The 23,225-nt window shown below is 43.5% G+C and carries 1 protein-coding gene; it reads left to right on the forward strand.

Features of this window, described 5'->3' with window-relative positions; genetic code table 11:
* Positions 1-180 precede the first annotated feature (180 nt).
* Positions 181-23,220 carry a T9SS type B sorting domain-containing protein gene (locus tag ACY650_RS18875; protein ID WP_462249991.1) on the forward strand — a complete coding sequence of 7,680 codons (23,040 nt, stop codon included), beginning with the start codon at positions 181-183 and terminating at the stop codon, positions 23,218-23,220.
* The last annotated feature ends 5 nt before the right edge of the window (positions 23,221-23,225 follow it).

A 23,225-nucleotide genomic window follows, 5' to 3' on the forward strand; every position in this document is an offset into this window, starting at 1 on the left:
ATTTCAACCCTCAAAAAGTTTGGTTCATCTAAAATTACACTTTAAATAATTATATTATTTATTGATATAGTTCATCTTTTGATTATAGGCGTAACTTTATCCTGACCCATTATACCTTTTGATTTTCAGCGGGTTTATCTAGATTGCTAGAGGGTTACATTACGCCTATAAGATGTATCTATGTCAGTATCCATTTCAACTAATACCATGAATAGCTATTGGAAGTCAATACTTATATTAATTATCTCCTTTTCTACCACTATTGCTTCTGCCCAAGAAGACTGCTCAAATGGAACTGACGATGATGGAGATGGCCTCATTGACTGTTTTGACAATGATTGTTCAGATAATGTAGCTTGCGAAGATTTCTTTTTTGGGAATCCGGTCTTGTGCGCAGATGATATCGATGTAAGTACATTTGCGATTAGGCAACAGTGGGGATCTGAAGATGAATCAGCAACCAGCCACGTTACGCCAGCTATTGGTGACTTAGATGGAAACGGAATTCCTGAAGTTGTTTCCGTTAACAATTATGGTTCTTTAGATCTTTTTGTTTTGAATGGTGCCACTGGTGCTACAATCGCTTCCGCTGATATTGGCTTTACACCAGAAAATGCACCAATTATCGCAAAAATTGATGGTGATGAAATTGGTGACATCATCGTCTCTCAAAATAAAGGAGACGATTTGGCATTGTATAATGTAGACATTGTAACTGGTATACTTACCGAAAGATGGAGAGAGAGAGCATCTGTTAATCAGTCTATTGGACTTCCAGGAGTTGCAGACTTTGATGAAGACGGTGATGTAGAAATCTATTACCGAAATGAAGTGATGGATGCCTTAACAGGAACAGTAATAATAGCTGGTGATGGCAATTGGGAAGAAGATTATACTCACGGTTCAATTGCTGTTGATGTATTACCTGATGCAGCATGTGCAGATTGTGCTGGATTAGAATTGGTCAGTGGTAATGAAATTTGGGCAATCAATGAAGCGGCCGGAACACGTACTTTGATTGAGGACATGGATGATGATATTCATGATGATATTGATCCTAATTTAAATTACTATCCAAAATACTATCCAAACTGGGATGATCAGTGGTCGACAGTATCTGCTGCAGATTATAATCTTGATGGGAATATTGACTTAATAATGACTGGGGCGCTCGGAACCGCAAGTGAAGAATACAATGGAGAAACAACTATTTTCTTTTGGGATGTTGCCAATCAAAATGTAATTACATATCACGATCCAACAAACAACTTTGTTAGAGGACCAGGTAGAGTAAACATCGGGGATGTTGATGGAGATGGCCAATTGAATGCCAACTTTGTTATGGACCAAAAGCTTTACTCATTAGATGAAAATTTCAACATTCACTGGATCCATCCAATCAAGGAAGGGTCTTCTGGATTTACTGGCTGTTCGCTTTTTGATTTTGATGGTGATGGTGCGGTAGAAGTTGTATACCGAAGTGAGGAATCTTTATTAATTGTTGACGGAGTAGGCAATGGAGATAATACAACAAACGAAAGAAATGAGATAGCTTGTGTTTCTAGAACACAAGAAGAGTATCCAGTCATCGCTGATGTTGATGGTGATGGTAGTAGTGAAATTTGTGTTTCATGCTATACAAATAATTCGACGCCTTTTAGCCCCTATTCAAACACGCAATTCTCGCAAATTAGAATTTACGAATCAGATGGAGAAGCATGGATGCCTGCAAGAGGAGTTTGGAATCAGCATGGATACTACAACGTTAATATTAACGATGATCTTACAATCCCAACTGAGGTCCAAGACCATTCAGTAATTTTCTCTTTAGCTAATTCCTGTGAATATGCAGATGGAACTACAATCCCTTTTGATAATCGTCCATTAAACACATTCTTAAATCAGGCACCTATCCTTAACGAAGAAGGATGTGTTGAATTCGCATCTCCAGACATTCGTTTTGAAGATATTATTTCTGCGTCAGACGCTCTTTGTCCAGATGCCGAAATCACAGTTCAGTTTGAAATTACCAACCTGGGTGATATAGATATTTCAGGGAGTCTTCCTGTGTCCTATTATGCCGGAAACCCTCAAACTGCTAATGCCACTCTACTTGACACTAAAGTAGCGCTTCTTGTAAATTTTGAAGTTGGCGAAACTCTAACTCTAGAACAAACATTTTCTGGAATTGGAGGGGATTTTATGCTATACGTAGTTATCAATGATAACGGAGGAACTCCTCCATTAGATAACCCACTCCCGACAGCTACAATTCCTGAATGTGAAACTATCAATAACATCGATTCTACACGAGTAGGATTTCAAACTTTTGACTTAACGGTTGAAAAGATATTCGACAACAGGAAGTGTGTTGATTCATATGTAGATGGAGGTGGAAATACAGTTCTTGTTCCTGATAATGGACAGGCCAGAGCTTATTACTTTGGACCTACACCTGGAGGCAATGAAACTTTCTGGGTTGAGAATTTTGAAGACAGGGCTAATGGCGCTCAATCTGATACAGATGACACAGGTTGGTCCTCTGATCCTGGAACAGAAAGCCCAGGTGCCTATGGAGTCACCACTTACAACGGATCAAAAATGTTCCATGGAAATAATACAGGAACGAGTAATGATGTTGGTATTGTGACCTGGACATCTGAAGATATTGACATATCTGGACATACAGATGTAAATGTCACAATGGACATTTTCGAAAACGGTAATCAAGAGGGATCTGGGCAATGGAGAGATTTCGTTCGTGTCACATATGAAGTAAGAGATCGATCAAATGCAGTTTCTGCGACTGGTCAATTCTCGAATGGTTTCCAAATTGATGATTTCACATATGCTCAGGCGTTCTTATCCAATCTAAATACAGATGGCTCAGATTCTATCTTAGTAATAACAGCCGAAATCCATAACACTTCAAGTTCTGAATTTCACTACATTGATAATATATCTATCAATGGAACTGGACCTGATATTACTGCGGAATTCACTGAGCCAGATGGATTCGAATTTTTCTGGTACGATGCTGCTGACGCTACATTTAGTACAATTCTAAATAACTCAAGCACCTTCTCTCAAATGCCTGACGGCACATATAATGTTATTGGGTATTTTGAAACCACGGAATGTTATTCTGACACTGTTGAGGTAGAAATATTAAGAACTACCCCTACTGTACATGTTTGGGCATATGAAATTAGTCCATTAACCCAATGCGATACGCCTGATGGATCAGTTGGCGCGTTTGTATACACTCAAACAGAACAAGGTACTTTCCCAGCAAATGATACAGACAACAGACCGCTGGATACCTTAGAAGTGGCGGACGGTTACGAATTTAACTGGAGAGACAATGATGATATTACCAACACTGTTTTTGCAACCGGCAATGTGATTGAGAATCTCTTAGCTAAAGAATTTGCTGTTGATGTTATTGATCTTCAAACAAGGTGTACGAATACTGCACTTATTGAAGTAACAACAAATACTGAAGCAGTCAATGCTCCTAATATTGCAATAACTCATATAACAGCATGTGGAGGTACTGGAGAACTTTCCGCAGATATTGATGGAGGTACTGCTGGATACACTTTCGATTGGTATGATGGAAACGGGGTTAAGCCTGCTGCTGACTTTACAGGTGCAGTTTATACAGTAACCTCAGATGGAGAATATACAATAGTAGTAACTGATGATGATACAGGCTGTGTATCTGATCCAGTAACGGTTACCTTAAATGATAATTCTATTGCTCCGGACCCTACCCTAACTCTTGTCCAAGATAACTCATCATGTGTTGCTGGAAATGGAATATTAAGTGCTGATGGAGATGGTGCTGGAACTGTTACAGGTTTTACTTTTGAATGGTTTTTAGGAGCTAATACTCTTGCTGGAAATGCTCTTCCTGGTACAGCAGCTCCTGGAGCTTTCTTAGTAAGTGACAATCCATATGAACTTGGAGGGCTTGAAGGAGGAACTTACACTGTGAGAGTTACCGATAATAGTACAAGTTGCTTCAAAGTTGAAACGATTGAGGTAGATGATAACCCTGGTTCACTTACAGTAACTCCAGGTAACTTAATCGTAAATGATATTAATAGCTGTGATGTAGCCGTTTTAGGCTCAATAGATGCATCTGGAGTGGTGCCAACGGATGTTACTACTGTTTCAATAGGTAACATTAATAGCAGTTTTGAAGAATTAGATATTCTCACCAACAATGACCATTCACAGTCTTTTAACGGTGGTAGGATTAAAACATATCAGCAAGATTTTATTAATGGATGGAGTACAACTGCAGGAGATCAAAGAATAGAAATTTGGCACAATAACAATACAATAAGTGGTTCTATTCATGATGCTTTTCATGGAGATCAGTTTGCAGAAATTAATGCAAATCAAACTGCAGCATTGTATTTCGATTTGGCAACGGTTCCAGGATCTTTATTAAACTGGTCATTTGCTCATAAAGGTAGGGCTGGAACTGATGAAATCTCTGTTAACATTGGAGAACCAGGAGCTGAAGTAGTTCAAGGAAGTTTTTCAACTGGAAATACGGCGTGGGCATTTTATGAAGGTGAGTATACTATTCCAACTGATCAATTCACAACGCGATTCCAGTTCGAGGCAGTTTCTACTGCTGGTGGTAATACTTCTGTTGGTAACTTCGTTGACACTGTTTCATTCGTCCTTTTCCCATACAGATTTGAATTGTATGAAGGATCAACAGTTTCTGGCAATGCTGACTTTATAAACACAACTGGTGTTTTTGGAGATCTAGATGACGGAGATTATGTTTTGGTTGTATTTGACAATCTAACAGGTTGTGGTAATGTTGAAATTCCATTCACAATAGATAGATCTCAAGATGAACCAGTTATAGCAACCGTTGTTACTGATGATGCAAATTGTGATAATGATGAAGGCAGTGTCGATGTGACAGCATCAATGCCTACCTCCGAACCAGCTTCATACACATATGAAATTTTTGATGGACATTCATTTAGCTCACAAATCGGAGCAGACGAAACAATTGCTAACGGAGCAGTACCATTCACATTCACAGGACTGGCCCCGGGCGATTACAGAATAAGAGTTACCAATGATGATACACAATGTTCAGCTTTTGAAGATATTGTAGTTGATGATATAACAGTAATACCAGCCTTCGCTGCTGCGCAAACTATTATAGATAATTCTTCTTGTGACCCTGCAGCCCCAAATGGGTTCCTATCAGTAACCATTCAAGGCGACGTAATTAGTAACTACAGCTTTACATGGTATGATGGTGATGATTCTTCAGACCCAATAATCGCAGGACCAACAGTTGGTGATAATGATTTAAGTGACAGAGCAGCAGGAGACTATACAGTTGTTGCTGAGCATATTACAACTGGTTGTGAAACTGTCGAACTCACATTGACAATTGCTGATGATCCTTACATTCCAAACATTGTAATAACAGAGGACGCCGCCCAAACGGATTGTGGAACAGGAAATGGTCAATTAAGTGCCTATGTTGATAATAACCCAGATTTCCCACCAGGCACTAACGATATTACAGGATTCACATTTCAGTGGCAATTAGACGGAGTTGATTTAGTTGATGGTATTGCTGCCGCAAATGGCTCTGTACCATCGGGTTCACAAACTGCCGTCGTATCTGGCCTAGTAGCTGATGAATATACTTTAGTAGTCACTCACACTAATACTGATTGTCCAGCAACAGAAAACTTTATACTTTCTGAAAATCAAACGATACCTACTTTATCATTAAATGGTACTCCTACCGATAACACAAATTGTATGCCTTCAGCATACAATGGTGCCGCATCTGTAACGGTGAGCCCAGCTGGAACTTATGATTATGACTGGTTCTACTCAGATGGAACTCAAGTTGTGGATGGAGCACCTACTGCTGGAAGTAATACAGAAAATCTTTCTGGAGTAATAGATGATACATATAAGGTTGTAGCTACTTCAATCTTAGGATGTTCTTCTGACACATTGGTTGTAGTTATTGGAGCTGCTCCTCCTACCCTTGGCGCTGGAGAATCTGGACTTACGGGTAACTCTGTCTGTGATCCTGCTCTAAACGATGCGGCTAACCCTGACGCTAATGGTGCAGTAACTCTTACTCCTACTGGTGGCACGGGGGCTGGTACTTTCGCTTTCGCTCTCGAAACTTCGGGTGGTACGGCTATCGCTAATGATGGATCTACTGGTGGTTTCGCTGATGTAGCTTACAACAATGCTGCTGTCACTACAACTACCGTATCTGGATTGCCGATTGGTAACTATGTGATGACCATCACGGATGAAAACTCCGGATGTACAATCGACCATCCGTTCGCTATCGTTGATGCTACCGTAGACCCTACGCTCGATGTAGCTACGATCAACGCTAACACTACAGATAATGTATCTTGTACTCCTGGTAGCTTCACAGGTACTGCTACTGTAGCACTCGCTGATATTACTGGACAAGGTTTAGCCCTTTCTGATTACAGCTTCTTCTGGGCTACTGCGGCAGCTCCGGGTACTCAAATCGATGATGATGCGGTACTTGATGATGATGCTTCAGGTAATACAGGCGTAGAAGATGGTGACTACATACTTATCGTTACTGACCTGATCACTGGTTGTGTAACCGCAACGGCTAACGTAACTATCAACTCAGGACAACCTACCCTTGGCGCTGGAGAATCTGGACTTACAGGTAACTCTGTCTGTGATCCTGCTCTAAACGATGCGGCTAACCCTGACGCTAATGGTGCAGTAACTCTTACTCCTACTGGTGGCACTGGGGCTGGCACTTTCGCTTTCGCTCTCGAAACTTCGGGTGGTACGGCTATCGCTAATGATGGATCTACAGGTGGTTTCGCAGATGTAGCTTACAACAATGCTGCTGTCACTACAACTACTGTATCTGGATTGCCGATTGGTAACTATGTGATGACTATCACTGATGAAAACTCCGGATGTACAATCGACCACCCGTTCGCTATCGTTGATGCTACCGTAGACCCTACGCTCGATGTAGCTACGATCAACGCTAACACTACAGATAATACTTCTTGCATTCCTGGCAGCTTCACAGGTACTGCTACTGTGGCTCTCGCTGATATTACTGGACAAGGTTTAGCCCTTTCTGATTACAGCTTCTTCTGGGCTACTGCGGCAGCTCCAGGTACTCAAATCGATGATGATGCGGTACTTGATGATGATGCTTCAGGTAATACAGGCGTAGAAGATGGTGACTACATACTTATCGTTACTGACCTAATCACTGGTTGTGTAACCGCAACGGCTAACGTAACTATCAACTCAGGACAACCTACCCTTGGCGCTGGAGAATCTGGACTTACAGGTAACTCTGTCTGTGATCCTGCTCTAAACGATGCGGCTAACCCTGACGCTAATGGTGCAGTAACTCTTACTCCTACTGGTGGCACTGGGGCTGGCACTTTCGCTTTCGCTCTCGAAACTTCGGGTGGCACGGCTATCGCTAATGATGGATCTACTGGTGGTTTCGCTGATGTAGCTTACAACAATGCTGCTGTCACTACAACTACTGTATCTGGATTGCCGATTGGTAACTATGTGATGACCATCACGGATGAAAACTCCGGATGTACAATCGACCATCCTTTCGCTATCGTTGATGCTACCGTGGACCCTACGCTCGATGTAGCTACGATCAACGCTAACACTACAGATAATACTTCTTGCATTCCTGGCAGTTTCACAGGTACTGCTACTGTTGCTCTTGCTGATATTACTGGACAAGGTTTAGCCCTTTCTGATTACAGCTTCTTCTGGGCTACTGCGGCAGCTCCAGGTACTCAAATCGATGATGATGCAGTACTTGATGATGATGCTTCAGGTAATACAGGCGTAGAAGATGGTGACTACATACTTATCGTTACTGACCTAATCACTGGTTGTGTTACCGCAACGGCTAACGTAACTATCAACTCAGGACAACCTACCCTTGGCGCTGGAGAATCTGGACTTACGGGTAACTCTGTCTGTGATCCTGCTCTAAACGATGCGGCTAACCCTGACGCTAATGGTGCAGTAACTCTTACTCCTACTGGTGGCACGGGGGCTGGTACTTTCGCTTTCGCTCTCGAAACTTCGGGTGGTACGGCTATCGCTAATGATGGATCTACTGGTGGTTTCGCTGATGTAGCTTACAACAATGCTGCTGTCACTACAACTACCGTAGATAATACTTCTTGCATTCCTGGCAGTTTCACAGGTACTGCTACTGTTGCTCTTGCTGATATTACTGGACAAGGTTTAGCCCTTTCTGATTACAGCTTCTTCTGGGCTACTGCGGCAGCTCCAGGTACTCAAATCGATGATGATGCAGTACTTGATGATGATGCTTCAGGTAATACAGGCGTAGAAGATGGTGACTACATACTTATCGTTACTGACCTAATCACTGGTTGTGTTACCGCAACGGCTAACGTAACTATCAACTCAGGACAACCTACCCTTGGCGCTGGAGAATCTGGACTTACGGGTAACTCTGTCTGTGATCCTGCTCTAAACGATGCGGCTAACCCTGACGCTAATGGTGCAGTAACTCTTACTCCTACTGGTGGCACGGGGGCTGGTACTTTCGCTTTCGCTCTCGAAACTTCGGGTGGTACGGCTATCGCTAATGATGGATCTACTGGTGGTTTCGCTGATGTAGCTTACAACAATGCTGCTGTCACTACAACTACCGTATCTGGATTGCCGATTGGTAACTATGTGATGACCATCACTGATGAAAACTCCGGATGTACAATCGACCATCCGTTCGCTATCGTTGATGCTACCGTAGACCCTACGCTCGATGTAGCTACGATCAACGCTAACACTACAGATAATACTTCTTGCATTCCTGGCAGCTTCACAGGTACTGCTACTGTGGCTCTCGCTGATATTACTGGACAAGGTTTAGCCCTTTCTGATTACAGCTTCTTCTGGGCTACTGCGGCAGCTCCAGGTACTCAAATCGATGATGATGCGGTACTTGATGATGATGCTTCAGGTAATACAGGCGTAGAAGATGGTGACTACATTCTTATCGTTACTGACCTAATCACTGGTTGTGTTACCGCAACGGCTAACGTAACTATCAACTCAGGACAACCTACCCTTGGCGCTGGAGAATCTGGACTTACGGGTAACTCTGTCTGTGATCCTGCTCTAAACGATGCGGCTAACCCTGACGCTAATGGTGCAGTAACTCTTACTCCTACTGGTGGTACGGGGGCTGGTACTTTCGCTTTCGCTCTCGAAACTTCGGGTGGCACGGCTATCGCTAATGATGGATCTACTGGTGGTTTCGCTGATGTAGCTTACAACAATGCTGCTGTCACTACAACTACTGTATCTGGATTGCCGATTGGTAACTATGTGATGACTATCACTGATGAAAACTCCGGATGTACAATCGACCATCCTTTCGCTATCGTTGATGCTACCGTGGACCCTACGCTCGATGTAGCTACGATCAACGCTAACACTACAGATAATACTTCTTGCATTCCTGGCAGTTTCACAGGTACTGCTACTGTTGCTCTTGCTGATATTACTGGACAAGGTTTAGCCCTTTCTGATTACAGCTTCTTCTGGGCTACTGCGGCAGCTCCAGGTACTCAAATCGATGATGATGCGGTACTTGATGATGATGCTTCAGGTAATACAGGCGTAGAAGATGGTGACTACATTCTTATCGTTACTGACCTAATCACTGGTTGTGTTACCGCAACGGCTAACGTAACTATCAACTCAGGACAACCTACCCTTGGCGCTGGAGAATCTGGACTTACGGGTAACTCTGTCTGTGATCCTGCTCTAAACGATGCGGCTAACCCTGACGCTAATGGTGCAGTAACTCTTACTCCTACTGGTGGCACGGGGGCTGGTACTTTCGCTTTCGCTCTCGAAACTTCGGGTGGTACGGCTATCGCTAATGATGGATCTACTGGTGGTTTCGCTGATGTAGCTTACAACAATGCTGCTGTCACTACAACTACCGTATCTGGATTGCCGATTGGTAACTATGTGATGACCATCACGGATGAAAACTCCGGATGTACAATCGACCATCCGTTCGCTATCGTTGATGCTACCGTAGACCCTACGCTCGATGTAGCTACGATCAACGCTAACACTACAGATAATGTATCTTGTACTCCTGGTAGCTTCACAGGTACTGCTACTGTAGCACTCGCTGATATTACTGGACAAGGTTTAGCCCTTTCTGATTACAGCTTCTTCTGGGCTACTGCGGCAGCTCCGGGTACTCAAATCGATGATGATGCGGTACTTGATGATGATGCTTCAGGTAATACAGGCGTAGAAGATGGTGACTACATACTTATCGTTACTGACCTGATCACTGGTTGTGTAACCGCAACGGCTAACGTAACTATCAACTCAGGACAACCTACCCTTGGCGCTGGAGAATCTGGACTTACAGGTAACTCTGTCTGTGATCCTGCTCTAAACGATGCGGCTAACCCTGACGCTAATGGTGCAGTAACTCTTACTCCTACTGGTGGCACTGGGGCTGGCACTTTCGCTTTCGCTCTCGAAACTTCGGGTGGTACGGCTATCGCTAATGATGGATCTACAGGTGGTTTCGCAGATGTAGCTTACAACAATGCTGCTGTCACTACAACTACTGTATCTGGATTGCCGATTGGTAACTATGTGATGACTATCACTGATGAAAACTCCGGATGTACAATCGACCACCCGTTCGCTATCGTTGATGCTACCGTGGACCCTACGCTCGATGTAGCTACGATCAACGCTAACACTACAGATAACACTTCTTGTATTCCTGGCAGCTTCACAGGTACTGCTACTGTAGCACTCGCTGATATTACTGGACAAGGTTTAGCCCTTTCTGATTACAGCTTCTTCTGGGCTACTGCGGCAGCTCCGGGTACTCAAATCGATGATGATGCGGTACTTGATGATGATGCTTCAGGTAATACAGGCGTAGAAGATGGTGACTACATACTTATCGTTACTGACCTGATCACTGGTTGTGTAACCGCAACGGCTAACGTAACTATCAACTCAGGACAACCTACCCTTGGCGCTGGAGAATCTGGACTTACAGGTAACTCTGTCTGTGATCCTGCTCTAAACGATGCGGCTAACCCTGACGCTAATGGTGCAGTAACTCTTACTCCTACTGGTGGCACTGGGGCTGGCACTTTCGCTTTCGCTCTCGAAACTTCGGGTGGTACGGCTATCGCTAATGATGGATCTACAGGTGGTTTCGCAGATGTAGCTTACAACAATGCTGCTGTCACTACAACTACTGTATCTGGATTGCCGATTGGTAACTATGTGATGACCATCACGGATGAAAACTCCGGATGTACAATCGACCATCCGTTCGCTATCGTTGATGCTACCGTGGACCCTACGCTCGATGTAGCTACGATCAACGCTAACACTACGGATAATACTTCGTGTGATCCAAACAACTTCACAGGTACTGCTACTGTAGCACTTGCTGATATTACTGGACAAGGTTTAGCCCTTTCTGATTACAGCTTCTTCTGGGCTACTGCGGTAGCTCCGGGTACTCAAATCGATGATGATGCAGTACTTGATGATGATGCTTCAGGTAATACAGGCGTAGAAGATGGTGACTACATACTTATCGTTACTGACCTAATCACTGGTTGTGTAACCGCAACGGCTAACGTAACTATTGGTATTAATCTGCCAACGATAACCCCTACTACGCAAGTATTGCAAGATAATTTTAGTTGTGACGTAGCTAATCCTATAGGAAGCGCTACCCTAACTGTTGCTGAAGGTGCCAATACCAACTATTCTTTTGAATGGTATGCTGGTATTGGAACAGCTGGATCCCCTTTTGATACTGATGATCAAATTGACAATCAATTGCACGGAACATACACTGTTTTAATCACTGATAATGCAACTCTATGTACAGAAACAGCTCAAGTAGTTATTGGAGAATTCGCACCATCGTTGACTGTTGGATCTTCAGCTAGTGGTGATCATTCAGATTGTTATCCTGCAAATGGACAGGTTTCTGTAACCCCTAGCCTTACTTTTACACCTGCTGGACCTCCTATTGGAGTTAGTTCAAACTTTACTTATCAATGGTATTTTGGAACGAGTGCAACTGCTGGTAACGAATTAGTTGAGGGAGTTGACCCAGGTAACTTATCTACACCTACCAATGTCTCTACAAATACAGTTAGTGGTTTAGCTGCTGGAGATTATACGGTTGTTATAACAGAAACCCAAACAGGTTGTGTAAGCGCAATTGAAACGGTAACAGTTGCTGATGAGGTTTCTCCATATAAACCAACTATTGAATTCACTGCCAATATAATACCAAGTAGTTGTGATGGTGAAAATGGAAGAATCACTGCAGAAATTACTGCATTGGGAGCTGGAGCACCAAATGCAGATGGAGGTGGTTTGAACTTCACATTTGAATGGTATGAAGGAGCGCAAGACTATGCAACCTTGGAAACTACAGGATCTGCAGCTGCCCTAATTACGGGAGATTTTCTAGTATCAAACCCTTCTCCAGGAAATTCAGTCATAGTTTCAGATAACGGAGATACAAACGTTGGAGGTACAACTACTCTTGATAGAATAATCTCTGGACTTTATACTGTTGTGATGATCGATCAAGCAACCGGATGTCGATATTTTGAAACCTTTGACTTAGGGTTCTCGGGACAACAGGTAACCACTACGCTTACCATTGACAATGTAACTGAATGTCCTGATAATGGTGCTGCTAGAGTTGGTTTAGCTGATAATATCATCTTAACGGTGGCGCCTCAAAGTGGTCAATTTACTATTGGTGAGGCATTTACCGCTGCACCAAGTGGTGCTACTGGTATCATTGGCGCAGACCAGTTTACAGGCGAGGTTCAAGTTACATTAGACGATGGTTCTGCAGCACTTGTCAATGCTGACGTATTAACTGGAGCAACATCCACAGAAACTGCTACAATAACAGCAATCAATAACCTTGGTTATGCTACTGGCCTCAATGAATTTGATGATATTTCTCAGTATACAATATTCTTGTACGCTGGAAATGGAGTTCCTGCTGATCGATTTGCAGCATACACTTTTGAAGGTCGAGTATTCCCATATACTTATAACCCCCTAACTGGAGACCGTCTTGATGGTAATGGAACTCCTCTTGCAAGTGGTGCCGGACCTGTACTAAATGCAGGTGATGAAGCCGAATTTCCTGACTTACCTGCTGGGGATTATGTAGCTATCGCTCAAGAAATTAATAATCCAGCATTTAACCCTGGGTCGACCTCAAATTGTTGGACTGCTGCATCCGTAGATGAAGAAATTCTAGACCTGGCTTATGAGCCAATCTTAGAAAGTAATATCATTACTAATAACACAAACTGTGATATTACGGCTGGAAATGGAGCACTATCATTAACTGTAATTGAAGATCCTGCGGAAAACTTAAACCCTGCATTAGATCAACAACCAAATGGGTATCGATTTACTTGGGTTAGAGATGCCGATGCGTTTACAGTTTTAACAGAGGACATTTTAACAGAAACTGCGACCTCTAATCCAACAAACTTAAATCCAGGTGACTATACAGTTACAGTTCAACGACTCGGAGGAGCTGGAAATACTCCTAACAGTTGTGAAGTTGCAACAACATTAACAGTAGGCCATAATCCCGAGCAACATGAAATCACTAATGCTACTATTGCACCAAATCAGGATTGTAATCCTTTGGATGGTTCAATCATCATTAATGATGCAGATATAACTGATAATGTGGCCGATTATGAATTCACATGGTATACCACATATATAGATCCGGGAAATGCTGGAAATGTACTTCTAGCAGATGCATTTGTTGACGGAGGTCTAAATAATGGAGACCAAGGAGCCAACAGTGTTTCTGGACTTGCCGCTGGAACTTATTTCGTTGAAGCAACTCAAGTTACCAAAACATGTGAAACTCCGGTATTTGAAATAGAAGTAGAAGATGAAACGGTAATCCCTACGTTCACTGTAGCACAGACTGCTCAGGACATCGTTTGTGATGACGCGACCTTCACTCCTACAGGACAAGCTACGCTTACTATCACTAATGGTTCTGCCGCTCCAGCCGATTACACCATCAGCTGGTTCGAAGATGCAGGCGAAACTCAGCCGCTTGACGGTACAGGTGCCGTTGCCGCTCCGGCATTCTCTGTGAACAACAGCGTCGTAGATCAACTGCCAGCAGGTACTTACTTCGTGAGAATCGAAGACAACACCACTCCTGGTGATGGATGTATCAGTACACTCCAGTCGGTAACTATCGAGCAGTTCAACACTACAATATCTGTAGGTACTACCGCAGGAGTAGATTTCAACATCGAGCCTTCTGATGATTGTAACCCAGATAATGGATCATTTGAAATACTTGACATCACAGAAACTAGACCTGGTGGTGCTACTACTACAATCTCTGGTGGTGACTATGCACTCACTGACTACACGTTCGACTGGTTCGAAAGCGATGGTACTACACCACTGGCCGATGCACTAGTAGTAGGATTTAATAATGGTGATGCTGGTGCTAATGAAGTAGCTGGACTTGCTCCAGATACTTACTACGTACAAATCACTAATACAGCCGCTGTAAACGGTACTGGTTGTGCGCAAGCTGCTGCGGACTTTATCGAGTTTATCATCGAAGATGAAACGGTAATCCCTACGTTCACTGTAGCACAGACTGCTCAGGACATCGTTTGTGATGACGCGACCTTCACTCCTACAGGACAAGCTACGCTTACTATCACTAATGGTTCTGCCGCTCCAGCCGATTACACCATCAGCTGGTTCGAAGATGCAGGCGAAACTCAGCCGCTTGACGGTACAGGTGCCGTTGCCGCTCCGGCATTCTCTGTGAACAACAGCGTCGTAGATCAACTGCCAGCAGGTACTTACTTCGTGAGAATCGAAGACAACACCACTCCTGGTGATGGATGTATCAGTACACTCCAGTCGGTAACTATCGAGCAGTTCAACACTACAATATCTGTAGGTACTACCGCAGGAGTAGATTTCAACATCGAGCCTTCTGATGATTGTAACCCGGATAATGGATCATTTGAAATACTTGACATCACAGAAACTAGACCTGGTGGTGCTACTACTACAATCTCTGGTGGTGACTATGCACTCACTGACTACACGTTCGACTGGTTCGAAAGCGATGGTACTACACCACTGGCCGATGCACTAGTAGTAGGATTTAACAATGGTGATGCTGGTGCTAATGAAGTAGCTGGACTTGCTCCAGATACTTACTACGTACAAATCACTAATACAGCCGCTGTAAACGGTACTGGTTGTGCGCAAGCTGCTGCAGACTTTATCGAGTTTATCATCGAAGATGAAACGGTAATCCCTACGTTCACTGTAGCACAGACTGCTCAGGACATCGTTTGTGATGACGCGACCTTCACTCCTACAGGACAAGCTACGCTTACTATCACTAATGGTTCTGCCGCTCCAGCCGATTACACCATCAGCTGGTTCGAAGATGCAGGCGAAACTCAGCCGCTTGACGGTACAGGTGCCGTTGCCGCTCCGGCATTCTCTGTGAACAACAGCGTCGTAGATCAACTGCCAGCAGGTACTTACTTCGTGAGAATCGAAGACAACACCACTCCTGGTGATGGATGTATCAGTACACTCCAGTCGGTAACTATCGAGCAGTTCAACACTACAATATCTGTAGGTACTACCGCAGGAGTAGATTTCAACATCGAGCCTTCTGATGATTGTAACCCGGATAATGGATCATTTGAAATACTTGACATCACAGAAACTAGACCTGGTGGTGCTACTACTACAATCTCTGGTGGTGACTATGCACTCACAGACTACACGTTCGACTGGTTCGAAAGCGATGGTACTACACCACTGGCCGATGCACTAGTAGTAGGATTTAACAATGGTGATGCTGGTGCTAATGAAGTAGCTGGACTTGCTCCAGATACTTACTACGTACAAATCACTAATACAGCCGCTGTAAACGGTACTGGTTGTGCGCAAGCTGCTGCAGACTTTATCGAGTTTATCATCGAAGATGAAACGGTAATCCCTACGTTCACTGTAGCACAGACTGCTCAGGACATCGTTTGTGATGACGCGACCTTTACTCCTACAGGACAAGCTACGCTTACTATCACTAATGGTTCTGCCGCTCCAGCCGATTACACCATCAGCTGGTTCGAAGATGCAGGCGAAACTCAGCCGCTTGACGGTACAGGTGCCGTTGCCGCTCCGGCATTCTCTGTGAACAACAGCGTCGTAGATCAACTGCCAGCAGGTACTTACTTCGTGAGAATCGAAGACAACACCACTCCTGGTGATGGATGTATCAGTACACTCCAGTCGGTAACTATCGAGCAGTTCAACACTACAATATCTGTAGGTACTACCGCAGGAGTAGATTTCAACATCGAGCCTTCTGATGATTGTAACCCGGATAATGGATCATTCGAAATACTTGACATCACAGAAACTAGACCTGGTGGTGCTACTACTACAATCTCTGGTGGTGACTATGCACTCACAGACTACACGTTCGACTGGTTCGAAAGCGATGGTACTACACCACTGGCCGATGCACTAGTAGTAGGATTTAACAATGGTGACGCTGGAGCGAATGAAGTAGCTGGACTTGCTCCAGATACTTACTACGTACAAATCACTAATACAGCCGCTGTAAACGGTACTGGTTGTGCGCAAGCTGCTGCAGACTTTATCGAGTTTATCATCGAAGATGAAACGGTAATCCCTACGTTCACTGTAGCACAGACTGCTCAGGACATCGTTTGTGATGACGCGACCTTTACTCCTACAGGACAAGCTACGCTTACTATCACTAATGGTTCTGCCGCTCCAGCCGATTACACCATCAGCTGGTTCGAAGATGCAGGCGAAACTCAGCCGCTTGACGGTACAGGTGCCGTTGCCGCTCCGGCATTCTCTGTGAACAACAGCGTCGTAGATCAACTGCCAGCAGGTACTTACTTCGTGAGAATCGAAGACAACACCACTCCTGGTGATGGATGTATCAGCACACTGCAGTCGGTAACTATCGAGCAGTTCAATACTACAATATCTGTAGGTACTACCGCAGGAGTAGATTTCAACATCGAGCCTTCTGATGATTGTAACCCAGATAATGGATCATTTGAAATACTTGACATCACAGAAACTAGACCTGGTGGTGCTACTACTACAATCTCTGGTGGTGACTATGCACTCACTGACTACACGTTCGACTGGTTCGAAAGCGATGGTACTACACCACTGGCCGATGCGCTTGTAGTAGGATTTAATAATGGTGATGCTGGTGCTAATGAAGTAGCTGGACTTGCTCCAGATACTTACTACGTACAAATCACTAATACAGCCGCTGTAAACGGTACTGGTTGTGCGCAAGCTGCTGCGGACTTTATCGAGTTTATCATCGAAGATGAAACGGTAATCCCTACGTTCACTGTAGCACAGACTGCTCAAGACATCGTTTGTGATGACGCGACCTTCACTCCTACAGGACAAGCTACGCTTACTATCACTAATGGTTCTGCCGCTCCAGCCGATTACACCATCAGCTGGTTCGAAGATGCAGGCGAAACTCAGCCGCTTGACGGTACAGGTGCCGTTGCCGCTCCGGCATTCTCTGTGAACAACAGCGTCGTAGATCAACTGCCAGCAGGTACTTACTTCGTGAGAATCGAAGACAACACCACTCCTGGTGATGGATGTATCAGCACACTGCAGTCGGTAACTATCGAGCAGTTCAACACTACAATATCTGTAGGTACTACCGCAGGAGTAGATTTCAACATCGAGCCTTCTGATGATTGTAACCCAGATAATGGATCATTTGAAATACTTGACATCACAGAAACTAGACCTGGTGGTGCTACTACTACAATCTCTGGTGGTGACTATGCACTCACTGACTACACGTTCGACTGGTTCGAAAGCGATGGTACTACACCACTGGCCGATGCACTAGTAGTAGGATTTAACAATGGTGATGCTGGTGCTAATGAAGTAGCTGGACTTGCTCCAGATACTTACTACGTACAAATCACTAATACAGCCGCTGTAAACGGTACTGGTTGTGCGCAAGCTGCTGCGGACTTTATCGAGTTTATCATCGAAGATGAAACGGTAATCCCTACGTTCACTGTAGCACAGACTGCTCAGGACATCGTTTGTGATGACGCGACCTTCACTCCTACAGGACAAGCTACGCTTACTATCACTAATGGTTCTGCCGCTCCAGCCGATTACACCATCAGCTGGTTCGAAGATGCAGGCGAAACTCAGCCGCTTGACGGTACAGGTGCCGTTGCCGCTCCGGCATTCTCTGTGAACAACAGCGTCGTAGATCAACTGCCAGCAGGTACTTACTTCGTGAGAATCGAAGACAACACCACTCCTGGTGATGGATGTATCAGTACACTCCAGTCGGTAACTATCGAGCAGTTCAACACTACAATATCTGTAGGTACTACCGCAGGAGTAGATTTCAACATCGAGCCTTCTGATGATTGTAACCCGGATAATGGATCATTTGAAATACTTGACATCACAGAAACTAGACCTGGTGGTGCTACTACTACAATCTCTGGTGGTGACTATGCACTCACTGACTACACGTTCGACTGGTTCGAAAGCGATGGTACTACACCACTGGCCGATGCACTAGTAGTAGGATTTAACAATGGTGATGCTGGTGCTAATGAAGTAGCTGGACTTGCTCCAGATACTTACTACGTACAAATCACTAATACAGCCGCTGTAAACGGTACTGGTTGTGCGCAAGCTGCTGCAGACTTTATCGAGTTTATCATCGAAGATGAAACGGTAATCCCTACGTTCACTGTAGCACAGACTGCTCAGGACATCGTTTGTGATGACGCGACCTTTACTCCTACAGGACAAGCTACGCTTACTATCACTAATGGTTCTGCCGCTCCAGCCGATTACACCATCAGCTGGTTCGAAGATGCAGGCGAAACTCAGCCGCTTGACGGTACAGGTGCCGTTGCCGCTCCGGCATTCTCTGTGAACAACAGCGTCGTAGATCAACTGCCAGCAGGTACTTACTTCGTGAGAATCGAAGACAACACCACTCCTGGTGATGGATGTATCAGCACACTGCAGTCGGTAACTATCGAGCAGTTCAATACTACAATATCTGTAGGTACTACCGCAGGAGTAGATTTCAACATCGAGCCTTCTGATGATTGTAACCCAGATAATGGATCATTTGAAATACTTGACATCACAGAAACTAGACCTGGTGGTGCTACTACTACAATCTCTGGTGGTGACTATGCACTCACTGACTACACGTTCGACTGGTTCGAAAGCGATGGTACTACACCACTGGCCGATGCGCTTGTAGTAGGATTTAATAATGGTGATGCTGGTGCTAATGAAGTAGCTGGACTTGCTCCAGATACTTACTACGTACAAATCACTAATACAGCCGCTGTAAACGGTACTGGTTGTGCGCAAGCTGCTGCAGACTTTATCGAGTTTATCATCGAAGATGAAACGGTTAATCCAATTATCAATCTTGCAAGCGCAATTGTTCAAGATACTTATTGTGATAACACAGGCAACGTAGGTGATGGATCAGTGGCAATTTCAATTACAGATGATGGAGTTGCTGCCACCCCTACTGATTTTACAATTACTTGGTATAGAGGTGCAATTGCTGCTGGAAATGAAATCTTCCCGGCTGATGCTGGAAGTCGAGGATCAGCAACTGCAAATGGTACATTGACCACCTTATCTGATCTTGCTGAAGGTGATTACTCCGTAGTTATTGTTAAGGATCTGGGAGACACTCCTGGAACAGGTAATGAAGGATGTACTTCTACTGCTGTATTCAATGTAGGTTCGATGGACGACATCCCAACACTTGATGATGTGTCTATTCAAGCTAGAACTGCTCCAGACACTTTATGTATTGGTAACAGCGGTACATTAATTATTAATGATGCAGATGTTTCCACTGGTGACTTGACTGATTTCGAAATTAGAATTACCCAAGGATCTGTTGCTGGTGCTCCTCTAGCTGGTTCACCATTTACAAATCCAGCTGCAACATCTATTTCCTTTACCAATCTTGCAGCTGATGATTACTTTGTAGTTGCTGAAAATACAACTACTGGATGTATATCAACAACAGCAATCATTAACGTGAGCGATTCAGTTAGGAATCCTCAGGTAGCATTGATCGAAATGATACCTGATGAAGATTGTGGTGGCGGAGTAAACGCTGGCGGACTCGAAGTACTGGTAGATAGCCAATTCGACCACACAGACCATTTTACTTTCCTATGGGAAATTGCAGGTGGTGGTGCAGTTGGCGTTACTGATAACGAAGCAACCTTAACTGGTGTAGCTGCAGGAGATTATCAAGTTACGGTAACTAACACTCTAACATCTTGTGATATTGTTAGAACATATACGATTACCAACGTTCCTATTAACCCAAGTATATCTGATTTTGCAGTTGTTGAAAATAACATTTGTGATGACGATAATGATGGAGCACCCGCAGATATAGGATCTTTTGAATTATTAGAAACAACGTTTGATGGAAACACTCTTGATCAGACAGCAATGGCTGGTAATTATCAATTAGAGGTTTATGATAATATTGGAGATGCAACAGCAGGTAATACTGGATCTCAGGTGGCTGATGGAGACGCTGATAACACTAACTTCATTCATACAGAACTTGAGGCTGGAACATATTTCGCTATAGTTAGAAAGATTGATTCAGATTGTTTCTCAGATCCATTAGAATTTGAAATAATTGACAATGTATTACGTCCTATCATAAGTATTTCATTACAAGTTGCAGATTCAACTTGTGCTGCTGGGGCTACTCCAAATGGAACCTTAAGAGGAACTGCTACTGTAGGTACAACATCCGGTATCGATGATACTGATCCAGATTATACATTCCAGTGGTACCTGGGATCTGGAACGGGAACAGCTTTAGTTGATGGAGTTGATCCTGGAAATGGTTCGACGCCTGCTGGAGTAACAACATCTGATATTTCAGGGCTAGCAGCCGATACCTATACTCTAGAGGTTACTAGAATTTCAACTGGCTGTATAAGTCTAGAAGAATTTGAATTACCTAATGTACCAACGGAAGTTTCGATTTTAGCAATTGATATAGTCGATGCTACCAACTGTACCCCTGGAAATGGTACAATTGCAGTAACAAGTGTAGATAGAGATAATGTCTCAGACTATGACTTTGATTACTATGACGTTGATCCTACTGTAGGAAGTCCTGCTCCAATATTTACTGGTAACGCTGGTGCTCCTTACGTGAATGCTGCTGCTGGGGTATATTGGGTGATTGGTACCAACACAATTGTTAATTGTACGACGCTTCCATTCGAAGTTGAGGTTGGTGAAAATCTGACATATCCAGCAATTGATTTAGATGACTTTGATTTCCAAAGCAATTGTGATCCTAGCAATCCAAATGGTAGACTACTTGTTCTAGCAGATGGCCAACCTGAAAATGGCACTTATGACTTTGAATGGTTCTTCGGAAATGATACAAGCGATCCTTTGACTTCCGATGACTATACAGGCGGAAGTAATTTAGCTGGAGAAAACACCAATGAAGTATCTGGACTTGCGGCTGGATTCTACACTGTTGAAGTAACAAACAACACTACTGGATGTATCTCTGTTGAGACTTATGAAATGACAGATGATATTCCAAATCCAATTGCAATTTCAACATCCACTTCAGCGAATACAAGTTGTACCGTTCCAAACGGTAAGGCGGCTGTTTCAGTAATTACTCTTGCCCCTGGCAGAGCAATCTCAGATTACAGTTATTATTGGTTCACTGGAGATCTTGCTACCGTAGGTACCAATCCTAATCCAGCAAACGCGGACTTTACTGGCACCTTGGTTGAAGGGTTAGCTGATGGCCAATATGTGGTATATGTAGTTGATGACATAGACAACTTCTGTCAATCTGAAGCAGTTGAAGTTACTATTGAAGATGGAACAAGTAATCCTGAATACACTCTTTCTAGCAGTGATGTTACAGTTTGCTTTGATGTTAAAGATGGATTTGCTTCAGTAGACGTTCCTGATCTATCAACTGTTAATATTGAGTGGTTTGACGCATCCAATGTTAGATTGGATACTACATTCTTCGTTGACGAATTAGATGCAGGAATGTACAGACTTGTGCTTACACATGTGGTTACAGGTTGTATTTCTGAAGAAATCTTTGAAATTCAGAATCTTGCTGAAACACCTAGCGATCCATTCGTACTTGTGAATAATGGAAGAAATAACTGTCAGTTTGCAAATGGTAGTGCAATTGCCAATGTTGATGGAGTTACCAATAACTTCTTGTTCGAGTGGTTTGATCCAAATGACATGATTAATCCATATGCAACTGGTTCAGAAGTATTCAATTTGGATACAACTACTTACCTAGTAAGAGCAACGAATCTAGCAACTGGATGTGAATCAGCATTTACTTCTGTGGAAATTGGTTATGAAGTTGTTGATCCTGTATATGAAGTAGTACTCAATAATTCAGTTTGTCTAAGAACCGAAGATGGATCAACCAATCAATTTACTGGTACTGCAATAATTAGCTTCGAAGAATTCCAGCTTGCAACAGACTATGTTTGGAAAGATCAAAACGGAAATACTGTTGGCAATGATTCTAGATTGATTGATGCATATCCAGGTGACTATACAGTCACATTTACCGCTGAAAATGGGTGTGAGTATTCAGCGTCTTTCACAATTGAAACATCAATAACAGTTTATAATGGGGTTTCAGCGAATGCTGATGGTAAAAATGATTTCTTCTTGATTGATTGTATAGACTACTTCCCTAACAATAATGTCAAAATATTTAATAGAGCTGGACAACCAATATATGAGACTTCGGGCTACGACAATGTATCTAATAGATTTGAGGGTAATGCAAACTCTGGAAACACACTCGGATCGCAAACATTGCCTGCTGGAACCTACTTCTACATTATTGACTTGGGCAATGGAAGTGACCCAATACAAGGATTTTTGGAATTAGTTAGATAACTTTA

Origin of the sequence: Ekhidna sp. (genome assembly GCF_963691765.1) — a bacterium.
Classification (GTDB): Bacteria; Bacteroidota; Bacteroidia; order Cytophagales; family Cyclobacteriaceae; genus Ekhidna.